Source organism: Neptuniibacter caesariensis (assembly GCF_000153345.1).
GTDB lineage: Bacteria > Pseudomonadota > Gammaproteobacteria > Pseudomonadales > Balneatricaceae > Neptuniibacter > Neptuniibacter caesariensis.
The window spans coordinates 350245-369486 of record NZ_CH724127.1; the positions used below are offsets into that span (position 1 = coordinate 350245).

The window sequence follows — 19242 nt, forward strand, 5'->3', positions numbered from 1 at the left end:
GAAAGCAAAATGAAATTCAGTGAAAAGTGGTTACGTGAACTGGTTAACCCTGCAATCGATACTCAGGGAATCGTTGATCAGATCACAATGGCAGGTCTGGAAGTAGACGAAGTAGAAGCAGCAGCAAAAGATTTCACAGGTGTAGTGGTAGGTGAAATCCTGGCAGCTGAGCAGCATCCAAATGCAGACAAGCTGCAGGTATGTAAAGTTACCGATGGTAATGAAGAGTTTCAGGTCGTTTGTGGTGCACCCAACGCACGTGCAGGTTTGAAGACAGCATTTGCAACGATAGGTGCTGTTCTGCCAGGGCCTGATGGAAAAGATTTCAAAATCAAGAAAGCAAAGCTGCGTCAGGTTGAATCTTTCGGCATGCTATGTGCTGAAGATGAGTTGGGTATTTCAGATGATCATGACGGCATCATGGAGTTGCCGGCAAATGCCCCAGTAGGCACATCGATCCGTGAATACCTGAATCTTGACGACAAGATCATTGATGTTGATCTGACACCTAACCGTGGTGACTGCCTGAGTATTGCGGGTCTTGCTCGTGAAGTAGGTGTACTGAACAAAGCGCCGGTTACTTTTGTTGAAGACAAAGAAACGGCGGCTGTGATCGACGATACCTTTGCGGTTGAGTTGAAAGATGCGGCAGACTGCCCACGTTATGTAGGCCGAGTGATTCGTGGTATCGATCCGGCTGCGGAAACGCCATTGTGGATGAAACAGAAGCTTGAGCGTTCTGGTGTTCGTAGTATTGATCCGGTAGTTGATGTGACTAACTACGTTCTGCTTGAACTGGGTCAGCCAATGCACGCTTTTGATCTGGATAAATTGGCGGGCGGTATTGTCGTTCGTCGCGCAGAGCAGGGTGAGAAGCTGACACTTCTTGATGGCCAGGAAGTTGAGTTGAATGCTGACACGCTGGCAATTACTGATGCGAATGGCCCTGTTGCTATGGCCGGCATTATGGGTGGTGAACCTACCAGTGTTACTGCTGAAACGAAGAATATCTTCCTGGAAAGCGCTTTCTTTAACCCGATCTCTATTGCTGGCCGTGCGCGTTCTTATGGCTTGCACACAGACTCCTCACACCGCTTTGAGCGTGGTGTGGATTGGCAGCTACAGACTCGTGCGATCAACCGTGCGACTGAACTGTTGCTGGATATCGTAGGTGGCGAAGCAGGTCCTGTAACTGAAACAGCGAACCAGGATGAACTACCTTCAGACCGCCAGGTGTTCCTGCGTCACGCGAAAGTGAACGCAATGCTGGCGTTCGACATGCCAGCAGAAGAGATCGAAGAGATCCTGACACGTTTAGGTCTGGGTGTTGAGAAAACATCAACAGAAGGCGAGTGGCATGTATCTGTACCGTCTTATCGTTTTGATATCGCTATCGAAGTTGATCTGATCGAAGAGCTGGCACGTGTATACGGTTACAACAATCTACCCGTACGCACACCGACAGCCTCTATGCCGATTAAAGAGCGTGATGAAACCAAAGTTGCGATTCAGCAGGTTCGTCGTGCATTGATTGCCCTGGGTTACCAGGAAGCGATCACTTACAGCTTTATCGAAGCTGGACTGGCTAAGCAGTTTGATGACAAGTATGAAGCGATTGCTTTGGCTAACCCTATCTCTGCTGAAATGGCGGTTATGCGTACGACAATCTGGCCGGGTTTGGCTAAGGCGTTGCAGCACAACCAGAATCGTCAGCAAAGCCGTGTTCGTATGTTCGAAAGCGGTCAACGCTTCCTGCCTACTTCTGGTGATGAGATCATTCAGGAGAACGTAGTTGCAGGTATTCTTGCAGGTTCCCGCGATCCTGAAGGCTGGAATGCAGGCAAAGATCAGGTTGATTTCTTTGATATCAAAGGTGACCTGGAAAGCCTACTTGCACTGGGCGGAGCGGAAGATGAATTTAGCTTTGTAGCCGATCGTCATGTAGCGCTTCACCCAGGACAGACTGCGCGCATCGAGCGTAATGGTCAGCCTGTTGGTTTCATTGGTGCATTGCATCCGAACCTCGTCAAGGAATTGGGACTGAATGGTCCGGTTTACCTGTTTGAGATTAATCAGGCTGCTTTACTCCAGGGTAAACTGCCTCGTTACACTGAAATCTCTAAATTCCCTGAGTCTCGTCGTGATCTTGCGGTCATCGTTGAAGAGGGAATTGCCTTCGATTCAGTACGTCAGGCTGCCGAAAAACAGGCAGGCGAATTCCTGAAAAATATCACCCTATTTGACGTTTATCAGGGGCAAGGTATTGAAAAGGGAAGAAAAAGTCTTGCTCTGGGCTTGACGTGGCAGCATCCTTCGCGCACTCTTAATGATGAAGAAATAAACAGCGCAATTGATGCGGTTGTTTCTGCACTGACCAGTGAGTTTGGTGCCTCATTGCGAGAGTAAGCAGCGAAAGGTGATTTACATGAGCTCGTTAACAAAAGCGGATATGGCTGAACGCCTAAATGAAGAGCTGGGTTTAAACAAACGTGAAGCCAAAGAAATGGTGGAATCGTTCTTTGATGAAATCCGGGCATGTCTGGCTGCTAACGAGCAGGTAAAGTTGTCCGGCTTTGGAAACTTTGATCTGCGTGATAAGCGGCAAAGACCAGGCCGGAATCCTAAAACCGGGGAAGAAGTGCCTATCTCTGCACGCAGAGTAGTGACATTCCGACCGGGGCAAAAACTGAAGGATCGCGTCGAAGCCTATGCTGGAGACAGCCCAGAGTAACGACCCCAACCCAATTCCGGGTAAGCGTTATTTTACAATTGGTGAAGTGGCTAAGCTCTGTGATGTCAAAGCGCATGTACTGCGTTATTGGGAAAAAGAGTTTAGCCAGATATCCCCTGTCAAACGAAACAACCGTCGTTACTATCAGCGACAGGATGTTCTGTTAATCCGTCAAATCAAAAGTCTTTTACATGATCAGGGCTATACCCTGAGTGGTGCAAAGCAGTATCTTGCCGGCGACCATAATGAAGATGATCAGAGCCAGTATAAACAGTTATTGCGCCAGACGATTACTGAGCTTGAAGAACTGCTAGAGTCGATAAAGAGATAGTCTTTAGTGGTATAAAAACCTTCACTGTTTCAAATGGTTAAGTTAATATAGCCAGCCTGGTAACGTTCGTTACCGTTCTAATGTCGGGATGTAGCGCAGCTTGGTAGCGCACTTGCATGGGGTGCAAGGGGTCGGAGGTTCAAATCCTCTCATCCCGACCATTTAAACTTCTTTTCTCTTATCTAAGATCGAGCTTCTGCTTTTTTTCGTTCTTTTAATTCGATATTGATTGCAGTAAAGCTGATTTGAGATATAAAAAAGCCGATTCAGTGAAATCGGCTTTTTGCTTTTTTGAAGGCTTAAAGTACTAACCTTTCACAACCAGTACCGGTATATCAGCTCGGCCAACGACTTTATTAGCAATTGAGCCGATCACGGTTCTTTCCATACGGCTTTGCTTATGGCTCGCCATAACAATGATGTCGACCTTTTCCTTGCTGGCAACAGAAAGTATCACATCGGCAGGTTTGCCTTCCTGAACGACCATTGAACATTCGGAAGGGTCGATCGGCAGGGAATTTTCTGTGAATTCTTTCAATTGGTTTTTGATATCCTTCACTAAATGATCAAAGGTCCCTTGTGGGAAGTAAGAGCCGACAATAGGCATCTGATAGCCCGGGACTGCAGAGAGAAGAATCAGCTTGCCGTGGGGTTTCAGAATACCTAACGCGTTCTCAACCACTTTGTCTGCAAAGCCTTTTTCCCCCATGTCGATGGGCACTAAAATTGAATCATACATAGCTGTTACTCCCAAGGGGTTCTCTTCTTCTGCGTTGTAACCAGGCGATGAAGGCTAGTATTAATAATGCCGGAATGAAGACAAGCTCTTTAGGCGGTCTATCCACCGCTTTCTCAATGCCAGTAATTTTCCAGCCAAAATCGACACCTGATTTCTCAGCGGCACTACCAAATACGACCAGCTCAACAATCCAGTTATCGTTCTCCTGAGTCAGCATTAAGCCCATCGATTCAAGACGTTGCTTAGCATCACCGGAGTCACTCTCTAGCTGTAAAGAAACCGTTTTCTTAACTTCATCACCCTCAATGGTTTCACCTTCAAACTTCAACTGGATGAACTCACCTTGATTAAGCTGTTCAACTTCAGTGACTAGCTGTGAGGTTGGCAGAGAAGCCGAAGGTGGGTAGACCATATCCCACCAGAAACCTGGCCTGAACAGGCTAAAGGCAATGAGTACCAGCACTAGAGATTCCCACAGCCGGCTTTTCACAAGCCAGTACCCCTGAGTTGCCGCAGAGAAGACCAGAATAGCGACGATGGCACTGATAACGGTGAGAAGAAGATCCCAGACAGAATCGATTCCGATCAGCAGTAGCTGGGTATTGAAAATGAACATAAACGGCAGGATGGCGGTACGTATATCGTAGGTGAACCCCTGAATACCGGTTTTGATCGGATCAGCCCTGCCAATCGCTGCGGCGGCAAAGGCCGCTAGTCCAACCGGGGGCGTATCATCCGCTAATATGCCGAAATAGAAGACGAACAGATGAACCGCAATTAAGGGAACAATCAGTCCGTTTTCGGCACCGAGGGAGACAATAACTGGCGCCATTAGGGTGGAAACTACGATGTAGTTGGCGGTCGTAGGCAGGCCCATCCCCAGAATGATACAAATCAACGCGGTAAATATCAGAATAAGGATCAAGTTTCCGCCAGAGATAAACTCAACAAACTCAGTCATCATCTGGCCAAGGCCTGTAAGAGTGACGGTACCTACAATGATGCCGGCTGCTGCAGTCGCTATACCAATGCCCACCATGTTGCGCGCACCGGTAATCAAGCCTTCGACAAAGTCATCCCAACAATCTTTAAACTTGGATGCCCAGTCGGATTCACCACGGAACCAGGCTTTAATTGGTTTGTGAGTAAGTACCACAGCGATGAGGAATACTACCGAGTAAAAGGCTGATTGCTGCGGGGAATACTGCTTAACCGCTAACGCCCAGAGAAGCACTACGATCGGCAGACCGAAATATAAGCCAGAGTTAATCGTCGGTTTAGACTCGGGCAGGTGATCAAGCTCGATACTACTATCATCATCGGCCAGATCAGGGTACTGAGCAGAAAGACGCACTAACGCAAAGTAACCGGCTATGATCGCCACTAACATGACGACATACCCCATTGTTCCCAATGTTGATTCAAGGAACGTCGAGCCGTAGTAAACAACCGCAGATAACACCAGCATAATCAGGGTGGTTGTTACCCAAGACAGCATCCGCTGCGCCATAGTGGGGACCACCAGACGCTGAATGCCCTGCATATTCAGTTTTAACGCTTCTAAGTGGACGATATAAATCAAAGCGATATAGGAGATTAGCGATGGCAAAATGGCATGCTTAATCACTTCGATATAAGGAATACCCACATATTCCACCATCAGGAATGCAGCGGCACCCATAATCGGTGGCGTTAGCTGACCATTGGTTGATGCTGCAACTTCAACGGCGCCTGCTTTTGTTGCCGGGAAGCCAACACGCTTCATCAATGGAATCGTAAAGGTTCCTGTGGTTACCACATTGGCAATTGAGGAACCGGAAATAATACCGCTCAGTCCTGAGGCAACAACCGCTGCTTTTGCCGGTCCTCCCCGCATATGGCCTAACAGCGAAAAAGAAACTTTAATCAGATAGTTACCGGCACCGGCTTTATCAAGCAATGAGCCGAGTAATACAAACAGGAATACAAAAGCAGTGGAAACACCTAATGCAACCCCAAAAACACCTTCAGTGGTCAGCCATTGGTGAGAAGATACTTTGTTTAAGCTGGCGCCTTTATGTGCAATAACATCAGGCATGTATTGGCCAGCAAAGGTGAAGGTCAAAAACACAACGGCGACGACAACCAGAGGGGGGCCAAGCGCTCTTCGGGTTGCTTCAAGGAGCGTAATCATACCGACTACGGCGATAACTACATCGGTTGTGGTTGGGGCTCCGATACGGTCTGCGAGTTGATCCCTAAAAATAAGTAGGTAGAGACATGACATCGCCGCGCCCAGCGCAAACAGGATATCGAAGGGGCTCAGCCCGAATCGATTTGAATTTTTAGTTGCGGGGAAAAGGCAAAACGCTAAAAAGGTAGCGAAGGAAAGGTGGATAAATTTGGCCTGATCTTCGTTGAATGTACCAAAATTCACCATGAACGGAACAGGTGATGCATACCAAAGCTGAAAAGCAGACCATGCAATTAATAGCCCGATGACCAGCTTGCCTATGGGGCCATCTAGTGTTCTGCTGCCTGTTTCAGAGTTGAGAAGGTCTTCTATCTCTTTATTCTTATCATCAGACCCTGCGCCTGACTGAGCTTCCGTATTCATAGAACGACTCCGGATCGCAAATACTCATGCAAATAAGGCCTGTCGAAACAGGCCTTATTATATTCAACAACCTAATTTGGATTGTGAAAAAGGTCTTACATCAGGCCTGCTTCTTTGTAGTACTTAGCAGCACCTGGGTGAAGAGGAGCTGACAGACCATCTTTGATCATCTCTTCTTTTTTCAGGTTCGCAAAGGCTGGATGTAGTTTCTTGAATGTATCAAAGTTTTCAAAAACGGCTTTCACAACGTTGTAAACCAGTTTTTCATCAACTTTAGCTGATGTTACGAAGGTAGCACCTACACCAAATGTTTTGGTATCCGCAGCCGTACCGTTGTACATTCCACCTGGAATTGTCGCAGTACGATAGAAGTCGTTATCGCCAACCAGCTTATCTACAGCTTTACCGGATACTTCAACCAGAACACTGTCACATGAGGTAGTTGCTTCTTTAATGGAACCACTTGGGTGACCTACGGTGTAGACCATTGCGTCGATTTTGTTATCGCACAGCGCTTTTGACTGCTCAGCAGCTTTAAGTTCTGACGCTAATTTGAACGTATCGTTTGTCCAGTCCAGCTCTTTCATCAGAACTTCCATCGTTCCGCGTTGACCAGAGCCAGGGTTACCAATGTTTACGCGCTTACCTTTCAGATCCATGAAGTTCTTGATGCCAGCATCAGCACGTGCCACTACAGTGAATGGCTCAGGGTGAACAGAGAACACCGCTCTCAGATCTTTAAAGGCTCCGGCATCTTTAAACTTACTGGTACCGTTATACGCATGGAACTGCCAATCTGACTGAGCAACACCCATATCCAGTTCACCGGCTCTGATGGTATTGATGTTGTACACAGAGCCACCGGTACTTTCTACAGAGCAACGAATGCCGTGATCTTTACGGCCTTTATTCACCAAACGGCAGATTGCACCGCCCGTTGGATAATAAACGCCTGTCACACCACCGGTGCCGATTGTAATAAACTCTTGAGCCTGGACACTGGGTGCCATTGCAAAAAGTGCAGTTAAACCGGCACTCATCATTGCTGTTTTTAGCTTCATCACTTTACTCTCCTTGGATCGTGTATTTTTATTTTTTCGCTATCTGTCTTTCAGTTTTAGGATATAAGTACTTGTAAAGCCAATACATTTCTAAGATTTTTCACCGGTCAGGCTGTTCAGGGCCTGATTATCAGTTTAGCTTCCGAAACATATCAGCACTTAATACGTCGCGTCCTTCAGACTGGATTAGTTCAACTAATTCACGGACTTGCGTAGCATTTGAATCTGCCAAATCCCCTCTAGGAGTGTAGCAGTTATTTTCAAAGCCAATGCGGACATCGCCTCCTAACTGCGCAGCATAAAGTAAGCATGCTTGCTCTTTGTGCCCGAAAGCACAGACTGCCCAGCGAATATTATGCTCATTTAACTGACTCAATAATGGCAGGAACGGGGCCAGATCTGCGGGATCTGATTGTTGTTTATCAGTATAGCGGCCCAATACGATAAGTACGTGGTGTGGGCTATCCGGCTTAATAATATTCCGCTCAGTGAGATCAAAGTATTTTCTTAGTTCCTCGACTGAATAGACGATGTATTGAGCAATGATCTTCTTTTGAGCTACCCAGGAGAAAAACTCATAGGCTTTCTGTTCTGATGCCTTATCGGGGATGAGTTCTCTTATCGCAAATGATGCGGCTTCAGGTTCGATTGCCGTTATCAATGCCATCTGCTGCTCGGGATGGTAGATGCCGATCGCCTCGGTGGTTATCTGCACGATGACATTATCACCTACACGTTCACGTACTGCTTTTAAAACGGCCAGATTATCTTCAATTTCCAGTGAATGCTGACCATCAGGTTTACGTGCATGAAGATGGACCATTCCAGCACCGGCTTCCACGCAGGCTTCTACTTCCGCGGCGATCTCTTCAGGCGTAATCGGCAAATTAGCATGATCCGATTTTTGTTTTCTTGCCCCATTGGGCGCGACGATGATGAGTGCATCCTGCATTAATTGCTCCCAGCCTGAGGCATGATCGCTGTGTATTCAGAAGGTAGCACTGAGTTGACGGCTTTTTTTAGCTTCAGCACTAATTCGTCGACCTGTTCTGCACTGATAATATAGGGAGGAGCCAGCAGTATATGGTGCCCGTTTTTACCGTCTATGGTCCCGCCCATTGGGTAGCACATCAGGCCGTGGCCCATGGCGGCCTGCTTTATCTTCTTATGAATAGCTGAGGTCACCGGGAATGGGGCTTTTGTGGTTCGGTCCTGAACGATCTCAAGTCCCCAAAAAAGTCCGCGGCCGCGAATGTCACCAATAAAAGGTGAGTCACTGAATGCCTCTTTCAGCTTTCGGCCCAGGTCATTCCCAGTAGCCCAGGCTTTTGGAATTAAACGCTCTCGTTCAAAGACATTCAGTACCTCTAACGCTGTGGCTGTCGCCGCAGAGTGAGCCATATAAGTATGTCCATGCTGGAAAAATCCACTGCCTTCAGAGACAGTATTGTAGATCTCATCAGAGGCGAGCATTGCACCAATCGGCTGATATCCAGCCCCAAGGCCTTTCGCCACTGTCACAATATCTGCTGTGATCCCTTCCTGCTCGTGGGCGAACAGCGTACCTGTTCGGCCCATACCGCACATAACTTCATCAAGTATGAGTAAGATTCCATACTGGTCGCAGATCTCGCGGATGCGTTTGAAGTATCCATCAACGGGGGTAAGGACCCCTGATGTTGCCCCGACAACCGGTTCGGCTATAAAGCCGATGATGGAGTCAGCGCCTTCTTGCAAGATAATTTCTTCCAGCTCATTTGCTACCCGTTGGCCATATTCATAAAGTGTTTCGCCATCACGCTGATCGCGGTAAGGGTAGCAGGGTGAAATGTAGAGGTGTTCCATCAACAAAGGCGTGAAGGGTTCTTTACGCCATTCATTACCACCTACGGCGAGTGCACCCAGTGTATTGCCATGATAGCTCTGTCGGCGTGCGACAAAACGTTTACGAGATAGTTCGCCTTTTTCTACAAAGTACTGCCTGGCAAGTTTCAGGGCTGACTCTACAGCTTCCGAACCGCCTGACACAAAATAGGCATGATTGAGATTACCTGGCGCGAGTCTTGTTAATTTTTCAGCTAATTGCTCGGCTGCTTGTGAGGTAAAAAAAGCGCTGTGTGCATAACTCAGTTGGTCTACCTGGCTTTTTAATGCCGCTTTGATATCCGGATGATTATGACCAAGGCAGGATACTGCCGCACCACCGCAAGCATCCATGTAACGCTTGCCCGACTGATCAATTAAATATACTCCATCCCCTGCAACAGCCGTGGGTAGTTGGCTATGGCAATGGCGATGAAAGACGTTGCTGTCCACGGCGTTCTCCGCAATTAAAACTGCTTAATTTCTAGACATTAAAGGCGGCTTTGCAATTAGGGACAATCGATATATCTTCAGAGGGTATGAGAAAAACTCATACCATTGAGGTTTAAGCGATACCTATTGTCTATCTTTGACTGGAGGCTTTTGGGCTTTATGCGTCATAACTTTCCACCACTGAATGCGTTAAAAGTATTTGAAGTTGCTGCGAGGCATTTGAGCTTTTCTAAAGCCGCCGAAGAGCTGTTTGTTACTCAAGGGGCCGTTAGTAAACAGATTCAGACACTTGAACAGTATCTGGAACAACCTCTGTTCCATCGGGAAAAAGGAGGGCTGCATCTAACCGACGCAGGAAAGCTGTATTTGCCGACCATTTCTGAAGCCATGGAGAGTATTCAAAGCGCGACGGCATTGATAAAACAAAGTGTTGCAGATTCGAATGCTCTATTAATCAACACGACACCATCCTTCAGCACACTTTGGCTGATTCCAAAACTTGAAAAAATTAAAGAACAATTTCCCGATTTGACCTTTCAGGTCACCTCTACACACTCTGACAATATTCTCAGTACCGAAAGTGATCTGATCATTCGCTGCCTGCCGATCTCTTCAAGCCAGGATCCTGATTCGTTACTGGTTGAAGAGGAACTCGTCGCAGTGATCAGCCAGGAAAGGTTTAAGTCATCCCCTGTAAACACTGCTGCAGATATTTTGAATCATCCGCTGATCCTCCACACCACGCGCCCGCAGTTGTGGACCAGCTTTCTGAATCACTATATAGCCGAAGAGTATGCTAGTCCTCAGTTTAGCGATGGTTATGAGCATTTCTTTATGTCGATGGAGGCGGTGAAGCGAGGGCAGGGCATTGGCTTATTACCCTCTTTTCTCGCTGCAGATCTCATTGATAAAGGAGAGTTGGTAAACCTGATGCAGATTAAGTTTATGAGTGGTTATGGCTACTATTACTCCGTCCCTATCCATAAACGCGGCAATACAAAGGTAGTCGAACTGGCTCAATGCCTGAAAGCGATGCTCACAGATTCATAGCGTGTACGCGCGCTTATTAGATCGGTAAATAACTCAATCGAAGCTAATCGAATCTTTCAGCAGTCGGTAAGGGCTGAGAATATGCTGGCGGATAATCTCTACCGCCTTTTCTTTATCCCTGTTGAGCAGTGCTTCGGTTAATGCTTCATGCTCTTTCTGGTTGGCATCAAAGATAGAGCGGTCCAGCATATTCTCTTTAAGCCAGTGGTTGCGGTAGCGCGAAGCTTTCTCATAAAGGGACAGGCGGACATGGAGCAGGCTAGGGGAGCCACAGCCCTCGGCAATCGCTCTGTGAAAGGCCTGATGAAGGGCCTCCCAGCGCTGGATCTTTTCCGGGTTCTCTTCTTCAAGCAGTTCTGCTGATTTTTTAAGCTGATGGGCAGCGGCCAGAATACCGGCCTCCCAGGCATCATCACCGCGGTCAATGGCCTGACTCACACACAGGGCCTCTATCTCTGCACGGGTATGATAAATATCTTCCATCTCTTCAGCCGAGATTGGATGTACTTTGAAGCCACGCTGGTTCTCAACAACTACGAGCTGTTCGACCAGAAGTTGCGACAGCGCTTCCCGCAAAGGGCTGACCCCTACCTGATAGCGTTCTTTCAGGCGGGTCATCTTCAGCTTTTCACCCGGATTAAAGTACCCAGTCAGAATATCTTGCTTTAACTGGCCGAGAACCTGTGTAGCAAAATTATCACTGTTTTGCGGATTTGATTGCGGTGAAAGAGCCATAACTACCTGATGCCATTTGAAATCTTCGACATATTCTACGATAAGTCGGGCAATCTATTAAATAGCGTTCAAATAATAAAATGTTGACATAATATAAAAACGTCGACATTATTGCTCGAAACAACATTGAACCGATGCGAGGAAAAATAAAAATGTCGGCAGTTGAACCTATGCAAGTTGAAGGAAAAGAGGTGGGCTTCTCTGTAAATGCGTTTGCGGCCAACAAACGTCTGCAGGTGGTGACCCTGAGTGAAGCGGTACTGGATGCTTTTGAAGCACAGACCCGCAGTTGGGATGTTCAGGCGCTCGAGTATAAGCCGTTCCTGCGTTTTGCTATCGCAGATAAACTGGATCAGTTATGTGGATCGGCTCTGGGAGAATGCCTTAATGCGATTATGGCAAATCGAGAACAGGCCGCTTTCCTTCTTCAGTATGAAGGTCAGGCGGAAGGTGATCAGACAAACCTGAACATTAAGCTGTCCACCGCGATCTCCCATCTGATCGGCATGCCGAACTTCGATTCGATGTACGGAAAATACTACGCTCGGTTTACAGTGAAGAATGAAGACAACAGCGACAGCTACCTGCGCCAGGCCCATCGCCGCATGGAGCTGCATAATGATGGTACTTACGTTGACGAGCGTACCGATTTTGTCCTGATGATGAAGATGGACGAACAGAATATGGAAGGGGGTGATTCCCTATTGCTGCACCTGGATGATTGGCAGGATCTGGACAAGTTCTACAATCACCCGCTGGCGAAACAGGATATTGTCTGGGGTTCACCGCCTAGTAAACAGGTTGATTACAAAGTAGAGCACCCGATCTTCTTTGAGGAAGATAGCCAGGGTAAACCGCATATGCTGTTTATCGATCAGTTTGCTGAGCCACAGAATATGCGTCAGGGAATCTACCTGTATGAGATGGGTGAATCGCTGGAATCTGAAGAAAACTGCTTCAATGTACGTGTGCCTGTGGGCTCCATGCTGGTGGTGCAGAACCATTGCTGGCTGCATGGCCGCGATAAGTTTGTCCCGCACCCTGGGTTATCCCGTGAGCTGCTGCGTCAGCGTGGCCACTTTACCAAAGCCTGATTTCATAGAACCGCTCATTGCCCAGCATTGAGCGGTGTTTACTTTAAAGCGTTATAGATAAAAGAGACTTTATGATTTACGACTTTCTCATTATTGGTGGCGGTATCGTCGGTGCTTCAACCGCATGGCAACTAAAGCAACGTCATCCGGATAAAACGGTACTTCTGGTCGAGAAGGAGAATGCTTATGCCTGCCATCAGACAGGGCATAACAGCGGGGTCATTCATGCCGGTGTTTACTATGCGCCGGGCAGTCTTAAAGCCCAGTTTTGTAAACAGGGTGTTGAGGATACGATTAAGTTTTGTAAAGAACAGGGTATTAAATACGATCAGTGCGGTAAGTTGTTAGTTGCGACTAATCCACTGGAACATGAGCGGATGCTGGCGCTTTTTGAGCGTTGCCAGACAAACGGTATTGATGTTGAGTTGCTGGATAAAGCACAGCTTAAAGCGCGTGAACCGAATATCACCGGTACCGGTGCGATACTGGTGAAAACCACCGGGATTGTCGATTATCAGCAAGTGACCACTGCAATGGCTAAATGCTTTGAGCAGCTGGGTGGTGAAACCCGGCTTAACACTAAAGTCACGGCGATGCAGGAATTGGATGACCGGATCACTGTGAATGTCGAGTCGGATCATCAACAGCAACAGATTGAGTGTAAATTTTTGATCACCTGCTCGGGTCTGATGGCGGACAGAACCACCCGAATGTTGGGTATAGAAACTGATTTTCAGATTGTGCCTTTCCGCGGTGAGTACTATCAGTTGGGCCCGGAGCACAACCAGATCGTTAACCACCTGATCTACCCGATCCCAGATCCGGAGCTGCCGTTCCTTGGGGTGCACCTTACCCGTATGATCGACGGTTCAGTGACGGTGGGACCTAATGCGGTTCAGGGCTGGAAGCGTGAAGGCTATGGCCGTATCAATATCAGTCTGCGTGATATTGCCGACATGGTGACCTTCTCAGGGTTCTGGAAAGTGTTAAAAGCCAATCTAAAGGTGGGTTTAGTCGAAACCTGGAACTCCTGGTGGAAGCCTGGTTATCTGAAACTGGTGCAGAAGTATTGCCCTAAACTGCAACTGTCGGATCTTAAAACTTATCCGGCGGGTATTCGGGCTCAGGCGGTGATGAAAGATGGCAGCTTAGTTCACGACTTCCTGTTCGCTGAAAGCGAGCGTAGCTTGCACGTTTGTAATGCACCGTCACCTGCGGCTACCTCTTCAATACCGATCGGTAACTATATCTGCGATAAGGTCGATGGAAAGCTGGATGTGAAATCTGCTTAAGAGTATCCAGTTCTTCTCTGTGGTCAGTGGTTATCTTGCTGCTGACCATATTGTTTTATTTCCTCTTTCAGCCAGCGAATGGCCGGATCATCTTCATACAGAGGATGCTGAATAATGGTCATATCGATTTGCGGCATTTGCTCCGGTGGTTCAATTACCCTGAGAGGGAGCATTTCGCTAAAGAGCAGCGCCATTCGTGAAGGCAGGGTGATAACAGCCTTACTTTGCGCGGCCAGACGGGCACCAGCCATGTAGTTGGTAACGCGCGCTATTTCATTCCTTTGGAATCCCAGAGATTTGAGCCACTGATCGGTTCCGCTCTGGGTTTCCCCTTCCAGGTCAAAGAACAAAATGTGCTGCTGTTCCAGGTAGGCATCCAGATCCAAACGGTTGTTAATGCTGTTATGTGTCTGCGCTGCCAGGCAAAGCTGATGCTCGGTACACCATTGTTCAACGATAAGATGAGCAGGAAGCTTTTGACCGGCTTCCAGGCCGACAATCAGATCAATTTCACCCTGCTCCAGATGCTGGGTCATCATCTCGTCACTGATTAAGGCAACTTCAACCCGAATCCCTGGTGCGAGCTTGTGGATCGAACTGAACCACTCCGGGAAGACCACGGTTTCAAAGTAATCGGAGCAGGCGAGTCGGAATACTCGGTCACTGCTTTTGGGATCAAAAGGCGTGGGAGGTTGCAGGGTTTTACCCACCAACTGCAGCGCCTCTCGTACCTGAGGGAGCATCTGTTCAGCGCGTGGGGTGGGTTGCAGACCATTTTCTGTCCTGACCAGAAGAGGGTCATCCAGAAGATCACGTAGCCTGTTAAGCGCATGGCTCATCGCGGATTGACTGAGAAACACCTTCTCAGCAGCTCTTGAAACGTGACGTTCAGTGATCAGAGCCTCAAAAAGCACCAGTAGGTTCAGGTCAAATTGGCGAAGTGATTTCATAGCAAACGCTCAATACAATTAGTATTAATATGGTGCATATTTATATTTAAAGTATGCATTTCAATAATTATCAAGCATTGACTAGGATGGTATCAAGTTCAAATTTACACAGAGGTGAGCACTGTGACTGACACGAATCAAAATACCACCGTAGCTGACGCAGATATGCCATTGTACGGCGCGTTGGGTATGACCTTTATGCAATTCCCGTTACTGCAGAATCTGCAATCCAGCACAGCAGAGGTGGTCGTTTCTGGCGTGCCATATGATATGTCTACGTCGGGTCGTTCCGGTGCGCGATTTGGGCCAGAAGGCGTGCGTGCGGCGTCCGCCAATCTGGTGTGGGAAGGTGCACGCTGGCCGTGGAATTTTGCGCTTGATGATCACCTTAAGGTGGAAGATGCCGGGAATGTTTTGTTCAAGCACGGTGAACCACAAACCCTGGTGGATAACCTGGAAGCGCACATCAGCAACATCATGGAAGCGGACAAAACGGCGTTAACTTTCGGTGGTGACCACTTCATCACATTGCCGGTGCTGCGAGCGTATGCGAAGAAGCATGGGCCTTTAGCCATTATCCATTTCGATGCCCATACTGACACCTACTCAGGTGGCACGAAGTATGATCATGGCACGTTGTTTCACCATGCGGTTGAAGAGGGACTGGTGGATACTGAGCACTCTTTGCAGATTGGTATCAGAACGGCTTATGAAACGGATGGGCACCCATTTGAAGTGCTGGATGCTGCCTGGGTCAATGGCAATGGTCCGGAAGCCACGCTGGAGCGTATTAAGCAGCGTGTGGGTGATAAAAAAGTCTATGTGAGCTTCGATATTGATGGTCTGGACCCTTCAGTAGCACCTGGTACCGGGACACCTGTTTCGGCGGGCCTTTCGATCGATACAGCATTAAAAGTGATTCGTGGCCTGCGTGGATTGAACTTAATTGGTATGGATGTCGTCGAAGTAGCGCCCGCTTATGATCATGCCGATATCACCTCATTGGCTGGTGCAACTTTAGCGCTGGAATACCTCTATGTACTTGCCGCGAATAAAGGGGCGGGTGGAGATTACCTTTCGCGTTGATAAACGGCGAATGGGTTTGTTTTTTAATAAGGAGGCTTGTGCCTCCTTTTCGGGTTTGAGGAGAAAAAGATGAAGATTGTTCAGGCTGAACTGTTTCATGTTCCTGCGTTAAGTATTTTGTTTAATCAGTATCGCCAGTTTTACAACTGTGAGGCCGATCTGGTGCTGTCTGAACAGTTTCTGCGTGAGCGTCTAGAGCGGGGTGAATCGACGATTTTCCTGGCTCAGGATGGAGAGAGTAGCCTCGGTTTTGTGCAGCTTTACCCCTCTTTCTGTTCGATAGAAGCCTGCCCGATCTACGTGTTGTACGATCTCTATGTGGTGGAATCGGCGCGTGGTCATGGCATAGGCGAAGCCCTACTGAACAGGGCGCGTTCACTAGCTGAAGAGAAGGGGATTAAGCGCCTTGACCTACTCACCGCAAAAGACAATCACTCCGCTCAGGCGCTTTATAAAAAAGTTGGCTATAAACTCGCCAATGAAAACTTCGATGCGTACAGCCTGCACCTTTAAATAGCTTGCTGACTCTTTATAGCACTAACAAGAAAAAAACCGCCTGAACGGGAATTCAGGCGGTAAGGCATTATATCGAAGAGGGGCATTTCTGCCCTGAACTGTGGAGGGAGCATCCAACAGGTGCTCTGAGTATTCAAACAGTTGGATGACCCGGATAGCAGTCCTCTATCCGGGATTTATAGCAACGATTCTTTCGTGATTAGAAGGTACGAGAGATCGTTAGTAGCAACGTGTTATCGTTGCGGTATGCACCTGAGTTTGCTTCATCAGCGGTTTTAATATCATTGAACAGATATGCAGCAGACAGATCCAGACCTGAGTATGAGCCAGATACACCGATTGAGTAATCAGAGTAATCGCTGATATCAGAAGAACCCCAGTACTCACCGAAAGAGTGACCTGCGTGTAGGTCCAGGCTTACCTCTTCAGTAATACCGTAGCTGTAATCCAGCGCTACGTATTTAGCTGATTCACTGGTGTTGAAGAAGTCGTTGCTGTAGGCGAAAGTTAAGCCCAGATCACCATAGTAAAGGCCAGCGATGATCTCCGAGTAGTCGTAGTCAGCGGTGTCATTACCTGGGTAGGTGTAGTAGCTGAAGTTGATGTCGTAGCTCAGGTCATCATTAATATCGCCGCCGTAACCCAGGTAGTAATCGATCTCCAGGTTAGCGTCTTCACCTGAACCAAAGTCGACATTGCTACCCCAGATACCTGCGTAGATGCCGTTTTCAAAACCAACATCCAGGCTGCCCTGAACTGCAGCGTCGCCTGCACTCTGTGAAATACCGCGGAAACGGTAGTCGTTGGTGAAGCTTACTGTGCCAGATACTTCAGCTGCGTATGCATTGCCCATTGTTGCAGCCAGTGCCAGGCCGGTAAGGATTTTTTTCATCTCTTTTCCCCTTCTTATTTTTTCAGAAAGGTTAATTGTTGAAAAAATGTTCAGTTAATAGAAATACCCACCTGTAGGTAGGCCCTAGTGGGTAGGGGAAAGGCGGTATGCAGCTATAAGGCAGGTTGTTTGTAAACTCTACCCACTCGGGTGTATATCTAGCAGAGCCGCCACTCTTCTAAAATTCGCTTCATTGCTAAAAGAACCGTTTTATTATCGGGTTCCAAAATCAGCTTGGGAGAATTTTAATAATGAAAAGCTATAGCGAATGGCAGGCACTGAGTGAAACCTTATCGTTCCAGGGTCAGGCCTACATTAATGGTGAATTTCAGTCTGCTGCCAGTGGTGAAACTTTTCCATGTATCAACCCTTCTACGGAAAAGGTTCTGACAGATATAGCCAGTTGTGATGAAGCTGATGTGAACGCGGCGGTAGCGAATAGCCGTGAAGTATTTAAATCTGGTGTTTGGTCAGAAATGCACCCACGTCAGCGTAAACAGATCATGCTGAAATGGGCAGATCTGATTGAACAGCATAAAGATGAATTTGCCCTGCTGGATACCCTGGATATGGGTAAATCGATCAATGAGATGGTCAATATTGATGTGCCCGATGCGATCGACTGCTTCCGTTGGACCGCTGAGTGTATCGATAAGGTCTACGGTGAGATCGCGCCAACAGGTACGGATACGCTGGCACTTATCAGCCACAACCCGGTGGGTGTCGTGGGAGCTATTACCCCTTGGAACTACCCTCTGTTGATGGTGAGCTGGAAAATTGCGCCTGCGATTGCTGCAGGTAACTCAGTAGTTCTGAAGCCTTCTGAGAAAGCATCGCTGAGTGCGCTGCGTCTGGCGGAGCTGGCAGTTGAAGCGGGCATTCCAAAAGGCGTGCTGAACGTACTGCCGGGTTACGGCCATACTGCAGGTAAAGCGTTGGCCCTGCACATGGATGTAAATGTTTTGGCCTTTACGGGTTCGACTCGGGTTGCCGGCATGCTGATGGGTTACGCGGGCCAGTCAAATATGAAACGCGTATGGCTGGAAGCGGGTGGTAAGTCGCCTAACCTGGTATTTGCTGATTGCGATATTAAGAAAGCTGCAGCGGGTACGGCTAATGCAATCTTCGCTAACCAGGGTGAGGTTTGTATTGCATGCTCTCGTCTCTATGTGGAAAAAAGCATCAAAGAAGAGTTTATGGCCGCACTGATGGAAGAAGCTAAGCGCTTCCAGACAGGCGATCCGTTAGACCCGGCAACTACCATGGGGCCTATGGTTGATGGTATGCAGTTGGAAACAGTCGAGCGTTATATCCGTTCTGCGGTAGAAGAGGGCGGTAATATCGTTACCGGTGGTCTGCCTGAATACACCGACGGTCAGGGCTTCTTTGCCAGACCAACCATTATTGATAACGCCAACAACGATATGACCTTTGTAAAAGAAGAGATCTTCGGCCCTGTGCTGGCGGTTTGTGATTTTGAAACTGAAGACGAAGCGATTGAGCTGGCTAATGACTCCCAGTACGGACTGGGTGCTGCGGTATGGACGGAAAACCTCTCTCGTGCTCATCGTGTCAGCGGCAAAATTGAAAGTGGTATGGTCTGGGTGAATACCTGGGGTGAAGGTGATACCACGGTACCGTTTGGTGGTGTTAAAGCCTCCGGGAACGGCCGTGATAAGTCGTTGCACGCGCTGGAAAAGTACACTGATATTAAAAACGTGCTGATCCGCCTTTAAGGTTTGGACAAGGCCCCCAGTAATGACCATGCTGCCATCTTAAGCAATTTGGGCTAACTGCGAGCTTAATAAAAAATCCGATATTGTTAACAATATCGGATTTTTTTATGCCTGAGC

17 protein-coding genes and 1 tRNA gene are annotated in these 19242 nt (G+C 47.9%); 10 read left to right on the plus strand and 8 right to left on the minus strand.

Going from position 1 to position 19242, the window contains the following annotated elements; all coding sequences use genetic code 11:
• Window positions 1–9 precede the first annotated feature (9 nt).
• The 4 genes from pheT to MED92_RS15445 all read left to right on the plus strand — a co-directional run bounded on the left by pheT (window position 10) and on the right by MED92_RS15445 (window position 3223).
• On the plus strand, window positions 10–2406 hold the full coding sequence (gene pheT / locus MED92_RS15430) for a phenylalanine--tRNA ligase subunit beta (protein ID WP_007022508.1): 2397 nt from the start codon (window positions 10–12) through the stop codon (window positions 2404–2406).
• Between the two features lie 19 nt (window positions 2407–2425).
• Window positions 2426–2731 (plus strand): integration host factor subunit alpha, encoded by a 306-nt coding sequence (gene ihfA, locus MED92_RS15435; protein ID WP_007022509.1) that lies wholly within the window; start codon window positions 2426–2428, stop codon window positions 2729–2731.
• The gene (locus MED92_RS15440) at window positions 2709–3062 is read left to right on the plus strand and encodes a MerR family transcriptional regulator (RefSeq protein WP_007022510.1); all 354 of its coding nucleotides are present in this window, start codon (window positions 2709–2711) and stop codon (window positions 3060–3062) included. Before ihfA ends, MED92_RS15440 begins: the two co-directional genes overlap by 23 nt.
• An 84-nt stretch (window positions 3063–3146) precedes the next feature.
• A tRNA-Pro gene (locus tag MED92_RS15445) sits at window positions 3147–3223 on the plus strand.
• Window positions 3224–3369: 146 nt separating this feature from the next.
• On the opposite strand, the gene MED92_RS15450 is transcribed toward MED92_RS15445, so the two are convergent.
• The 5 genes from MED92_RS15450 to MED92_RS15470 all read right to left on the minus strand — a co-directional run bounded on the left by MED92_RS15450 (window position 3370) and on the right by MED92_RS15470 (window position 9774).
• A complete protein-coding gene (locus tag MED92_RS15450) occupies window positions 3370–3801 on the minus strand; it encodes a universal stress protein (protein WP_007022511.1) in 432 nt (143 codons plus the stop codon).
• Entirely contained in the window at window positions 3794–6397 is a 2604-nt protein-coding gene (locus MED92_RS15455) for a TRAP transporter permease (protein WP_007022512.1), read from the minus strand. The genes MED92_RS15450 and MED92_RS15455 overlap by 8 nt, the downstream gene beginning before the upstream one ends.
• 95 nt (window positions 6398–6492) lie before the next feature.
• On the minus strand, window positions 6493–7458 hold the full coding sequence (locus MED92_RS15460) for a TAXI family TRAP transporter solute-binding subunit (protein ID WP_007022513.1): 966 nt from the start codon (window positions 7456–7458) through the stop codon (window positions 6493–6495).
• A 130-nt stretch (window positions 7459–7588) separates the two neighbouring features.
• Window positions 7589–8410 (minus strand): beta-keto acid cleavage family enzyme, encoded by an 822-nt coding sequence (locus MED92_RS15465; RefSeq protein WP_007022514.1) that lies wholly within the window; start codon window positions 8408–8410, stop codon window positions 7589–7591.
• Window positions 8410–9774 carry an aspartate aminotransferase family protein gene (locus MED92_RS15470; protein WP_040663125.1) on the minus strand — a complete coding sequence of 455 codons (1365 nt, stop codon included), beginning with the start codon at window positions 9772–9774 and terminating at the stop codon, window positions 8410–8412. Before MED92_RS15470 ends, MED92_RS15465 begins: the two co-directional genes overlap by 1 nt.
• Window positions 9775–9933: 159 nt before the next feature.
• On the opposite strand from MED92_RS15470, the gene MED92_RS15475 reads away from it, so the two are divergent.
• Window positions 9934–10824: a LysR family transcriptional regulator gene (locus tag MED92_RS15475; protein ID WP_007022516.1), complete on the plus strand. Its 891-nt coding sequence runs from the start codon at window positions 9934–9936 to the stop codon at window positions 10822–10824.
• Window positions 10825–10857: 33 nt separating this feature from the next.
• Here the strand turns inward: MED92_RS15475 and csiR are convergent, their stop codons facing one another.
• Window positions 10858–11559 (minus strand): DNA-binding transcriptional regulator CsiR, encoded by a 702-nt coding sequence (csiR, locus tag MED92_RS15480; protein WP_007022517.1) that lies wholly within the window; start codon window positions 11557–11559, stop codon window positions 10858–10860.
• A gap of 152 nt (window positions 11560–11711) precedes the next feature.
• On the opposite strand from csiR, the gene glaH reads away from it, so the two are divergent.
• Both glaH and lhgO read left to right on the plus strand, forming a co-directional pair.
• Window positions 11712–12653, plus strand: a complete 942-nt coding sequence (glaH, locus tag MED92_RS15485; protein ID WP_007022518.1) for a glutarate dioxygenase GlaH — start codon at window positions 11712–11714, stop codon at window positions 12651–12653.
• 71 nt (window positions 12654–12724) lie between these two features.
• Complete coding sequence (gene lhgO / locus MED92_RS15490) at window positions 12725–13945, plus strand: L-2-hydroxyglutarate oxidase (protein ID WP_007022519.1); 1221 nt, start codon at window positions 12725–12727, stop codon at window positions 13943–13945.
• 23 nt (window positions 13946–13968) lie between these two features.
• Here the strand turns inward: lhgO and MED92_RS15495 are convergent, their stop codons facing one another.
• The gene (locus tag MED92_RS15495; protein WP_007022520.1) at window positions 13969–14895 is read right to left on the minus strand and encodes a LysR family transcriptional regulator; all 927 of its coding nucleotides are present in this window, start codon (window positions 14893–14895) and stop codon (window positions 13969–13971) included.
• A gap of 165 nt (window positions 14896–15060) precedes the next feature.
• Here MED92_RS15495 and speB point away from each other — a divergent pair, with 165 nt between their 5' ends.
• Together speB and MED92_RS15505 are read left to right on the plus strand one after the other, a co-directional pair.
• Window positions 15061–15981 (plus strand): agmatinase, encoded by a 921-nt coding sequence (gene speB, locus MED92_RS15500; protein ID WP_050764249.1) that lies wholly within the window; start codon window positions 15061–15063, stop codon window positions 15979–15981.
• Between the two features lie 69 nt (window positions 15982–16050).
• Window positions 16051–16494, plus strand: coding sequence for a GNAT family N-acetyltransferase (locus MED92_RS15505; RefSeq protein ID WP_007022522.1), 444 nt, complete (start codon window positions 16051–16053; stop codon window positions 16492–16494).
• A 202-nt stretch (window positions 16495–16696) separates the two neighbouring features.
• Here MED92_RS15505 and MED92_RS15510 read toward each other — a convergent pair whose 3' ends face one another.
• Entirely contained in the window at window positions 16697–17389 is a 693-nt protein-coding gene (locus MED92_RS15510; RefSeq protein WP_007022523.1) for a TorF family putative porin, read from the minus strand.
• A 251-nt stretch (window positions 17390–17640) separates the two neighbouring features.
• Here MED92_RS15510 and MED92_RS15515 point away from each other — a divergent pair, with 251 nt between their 5' ends.
• Entirely contained in the window at window positions 17641–19125 is a 1485-nt protein-coding gene (locus tag MED92_RS15515; RefSeq protein ID WP_007022524.1) for an aldehyde dehydrogenase, read from the plus strand.
• Window positions 19126–19242 lie beyond the last annotated feature (117 nt).

Excerpts from the sequence above, each read along its gene's own strand:
- glaH (WP_007022518.1), top strand. The coding sequence starts at position 11,712 with ATGTCGGCAGTTGAACCTATGCAAGTTGAAGGAAAAGAGGTGGGCTTC.
- MED92_RS15505 (WP_007022522.1), top strand. The coding sequence starts at position 16,051 with ATGAAGATTGTTCAGGCTGAACTGTTTCATGTTCCTGCGTTAAGTATT.
- MED92_RS15450 (WP_007022511.1), bottom strand. The coding sequence starts at position 3,801 with ATGTATGATTCAATTTTAGTGCCCATCGACATGGGGGAAAAAGGCTTT.
- MED92_RS15440 (WP_007022510.1), top strand. The coding sequence starts at position 2,709 with ATGCTGGAGACAGCCCAGAGTAACGACCCCAACCCAATTCCGGGTAAG.
- MED92_RS15455 (WP_007022512.1), bottom strand. The coding sequence starts at position 6,397 with ATGAATACGGAAGCTCAGTCAGGCGCAGGGTCTGATGATAAGAATAAA.
- lhgO (WP_007022519.1), top strand. The coding sequence starts at position 12,725 with ATGATTTACGACTTTCTCATTATTGGTGGCGGTATCGTCGGTGCTTCA.
- ihfA (WP_007022509.1), top strand. The coding sequence starts at position 2,426 with ATGAGCTCGTTAACAAAAGCGGATATGGCTGAACGCCTAAATGAAGAG.
- pheT (WP_007022508.1), top strand. The coding sequence starts at position 10 with ATGAAATTCAGTGAAAAGTGGTTACGTGAACTGGTTAACCCTGCAATC.
- MED92_RS15515 (WP_007022524.1), top strand. The coding sequence starts at position 17,641 with ATGAAAAGCTATAGCGAATGGCAGGCACTGAGTGAAACCTTATCGTTC.
- MED92_RS15510 (WP_007022523.1), bottom strand. The coding sequence starts at position 17,389 with ATGAAAAAAATCCTTACCGGCCTGGCACTGGCTGCAACAATGGGCAAT.
- speB (WP_050764249.1), top strand. The coding sequence starts at position 15,061 with ATGCCATTGTACGGCGCGTTGGGTATGACCTTTATGCAATTCCCGTTA.
- MED92_RS15495 (WP_007022520.1), bottom strand. The coding sequence starts at position 14,895 with ATGAAATCACTTCGCCAATTTGACCTGAACCTACTGGTGCTTTTTGAG.
- MED92_RS15465 (WP_007022514.1), bottom strand. The coding sequence starts at position 8,410 with ATGCAGGATGCACTCATCATCGTCGCGCCCAATGGGGCAAGAAAACAA.
- csiR (WP_007022517.1), bottom strand. The coding sequence starts at position 11,559 with ATGGCTCTTTCACCGCAATCAAATCCGCAAAACAGTGATAATTTTGCT.
- MED92_RS15460 (WP_007022513.1), bottom strand. The coding sequence starts at position 7,458 with ATGAAGCTAAAAACAGCAATGATGAGTGCCGGTTTAACTGCACTTTTT.
- MED92_RS15475 (WP_007022516.1), top strand. The coding sequence starts at position 9,934 with ATGCGTCATAACTTTCCACCACTGAATGCGTTAAAAGTATTTGAAGTT.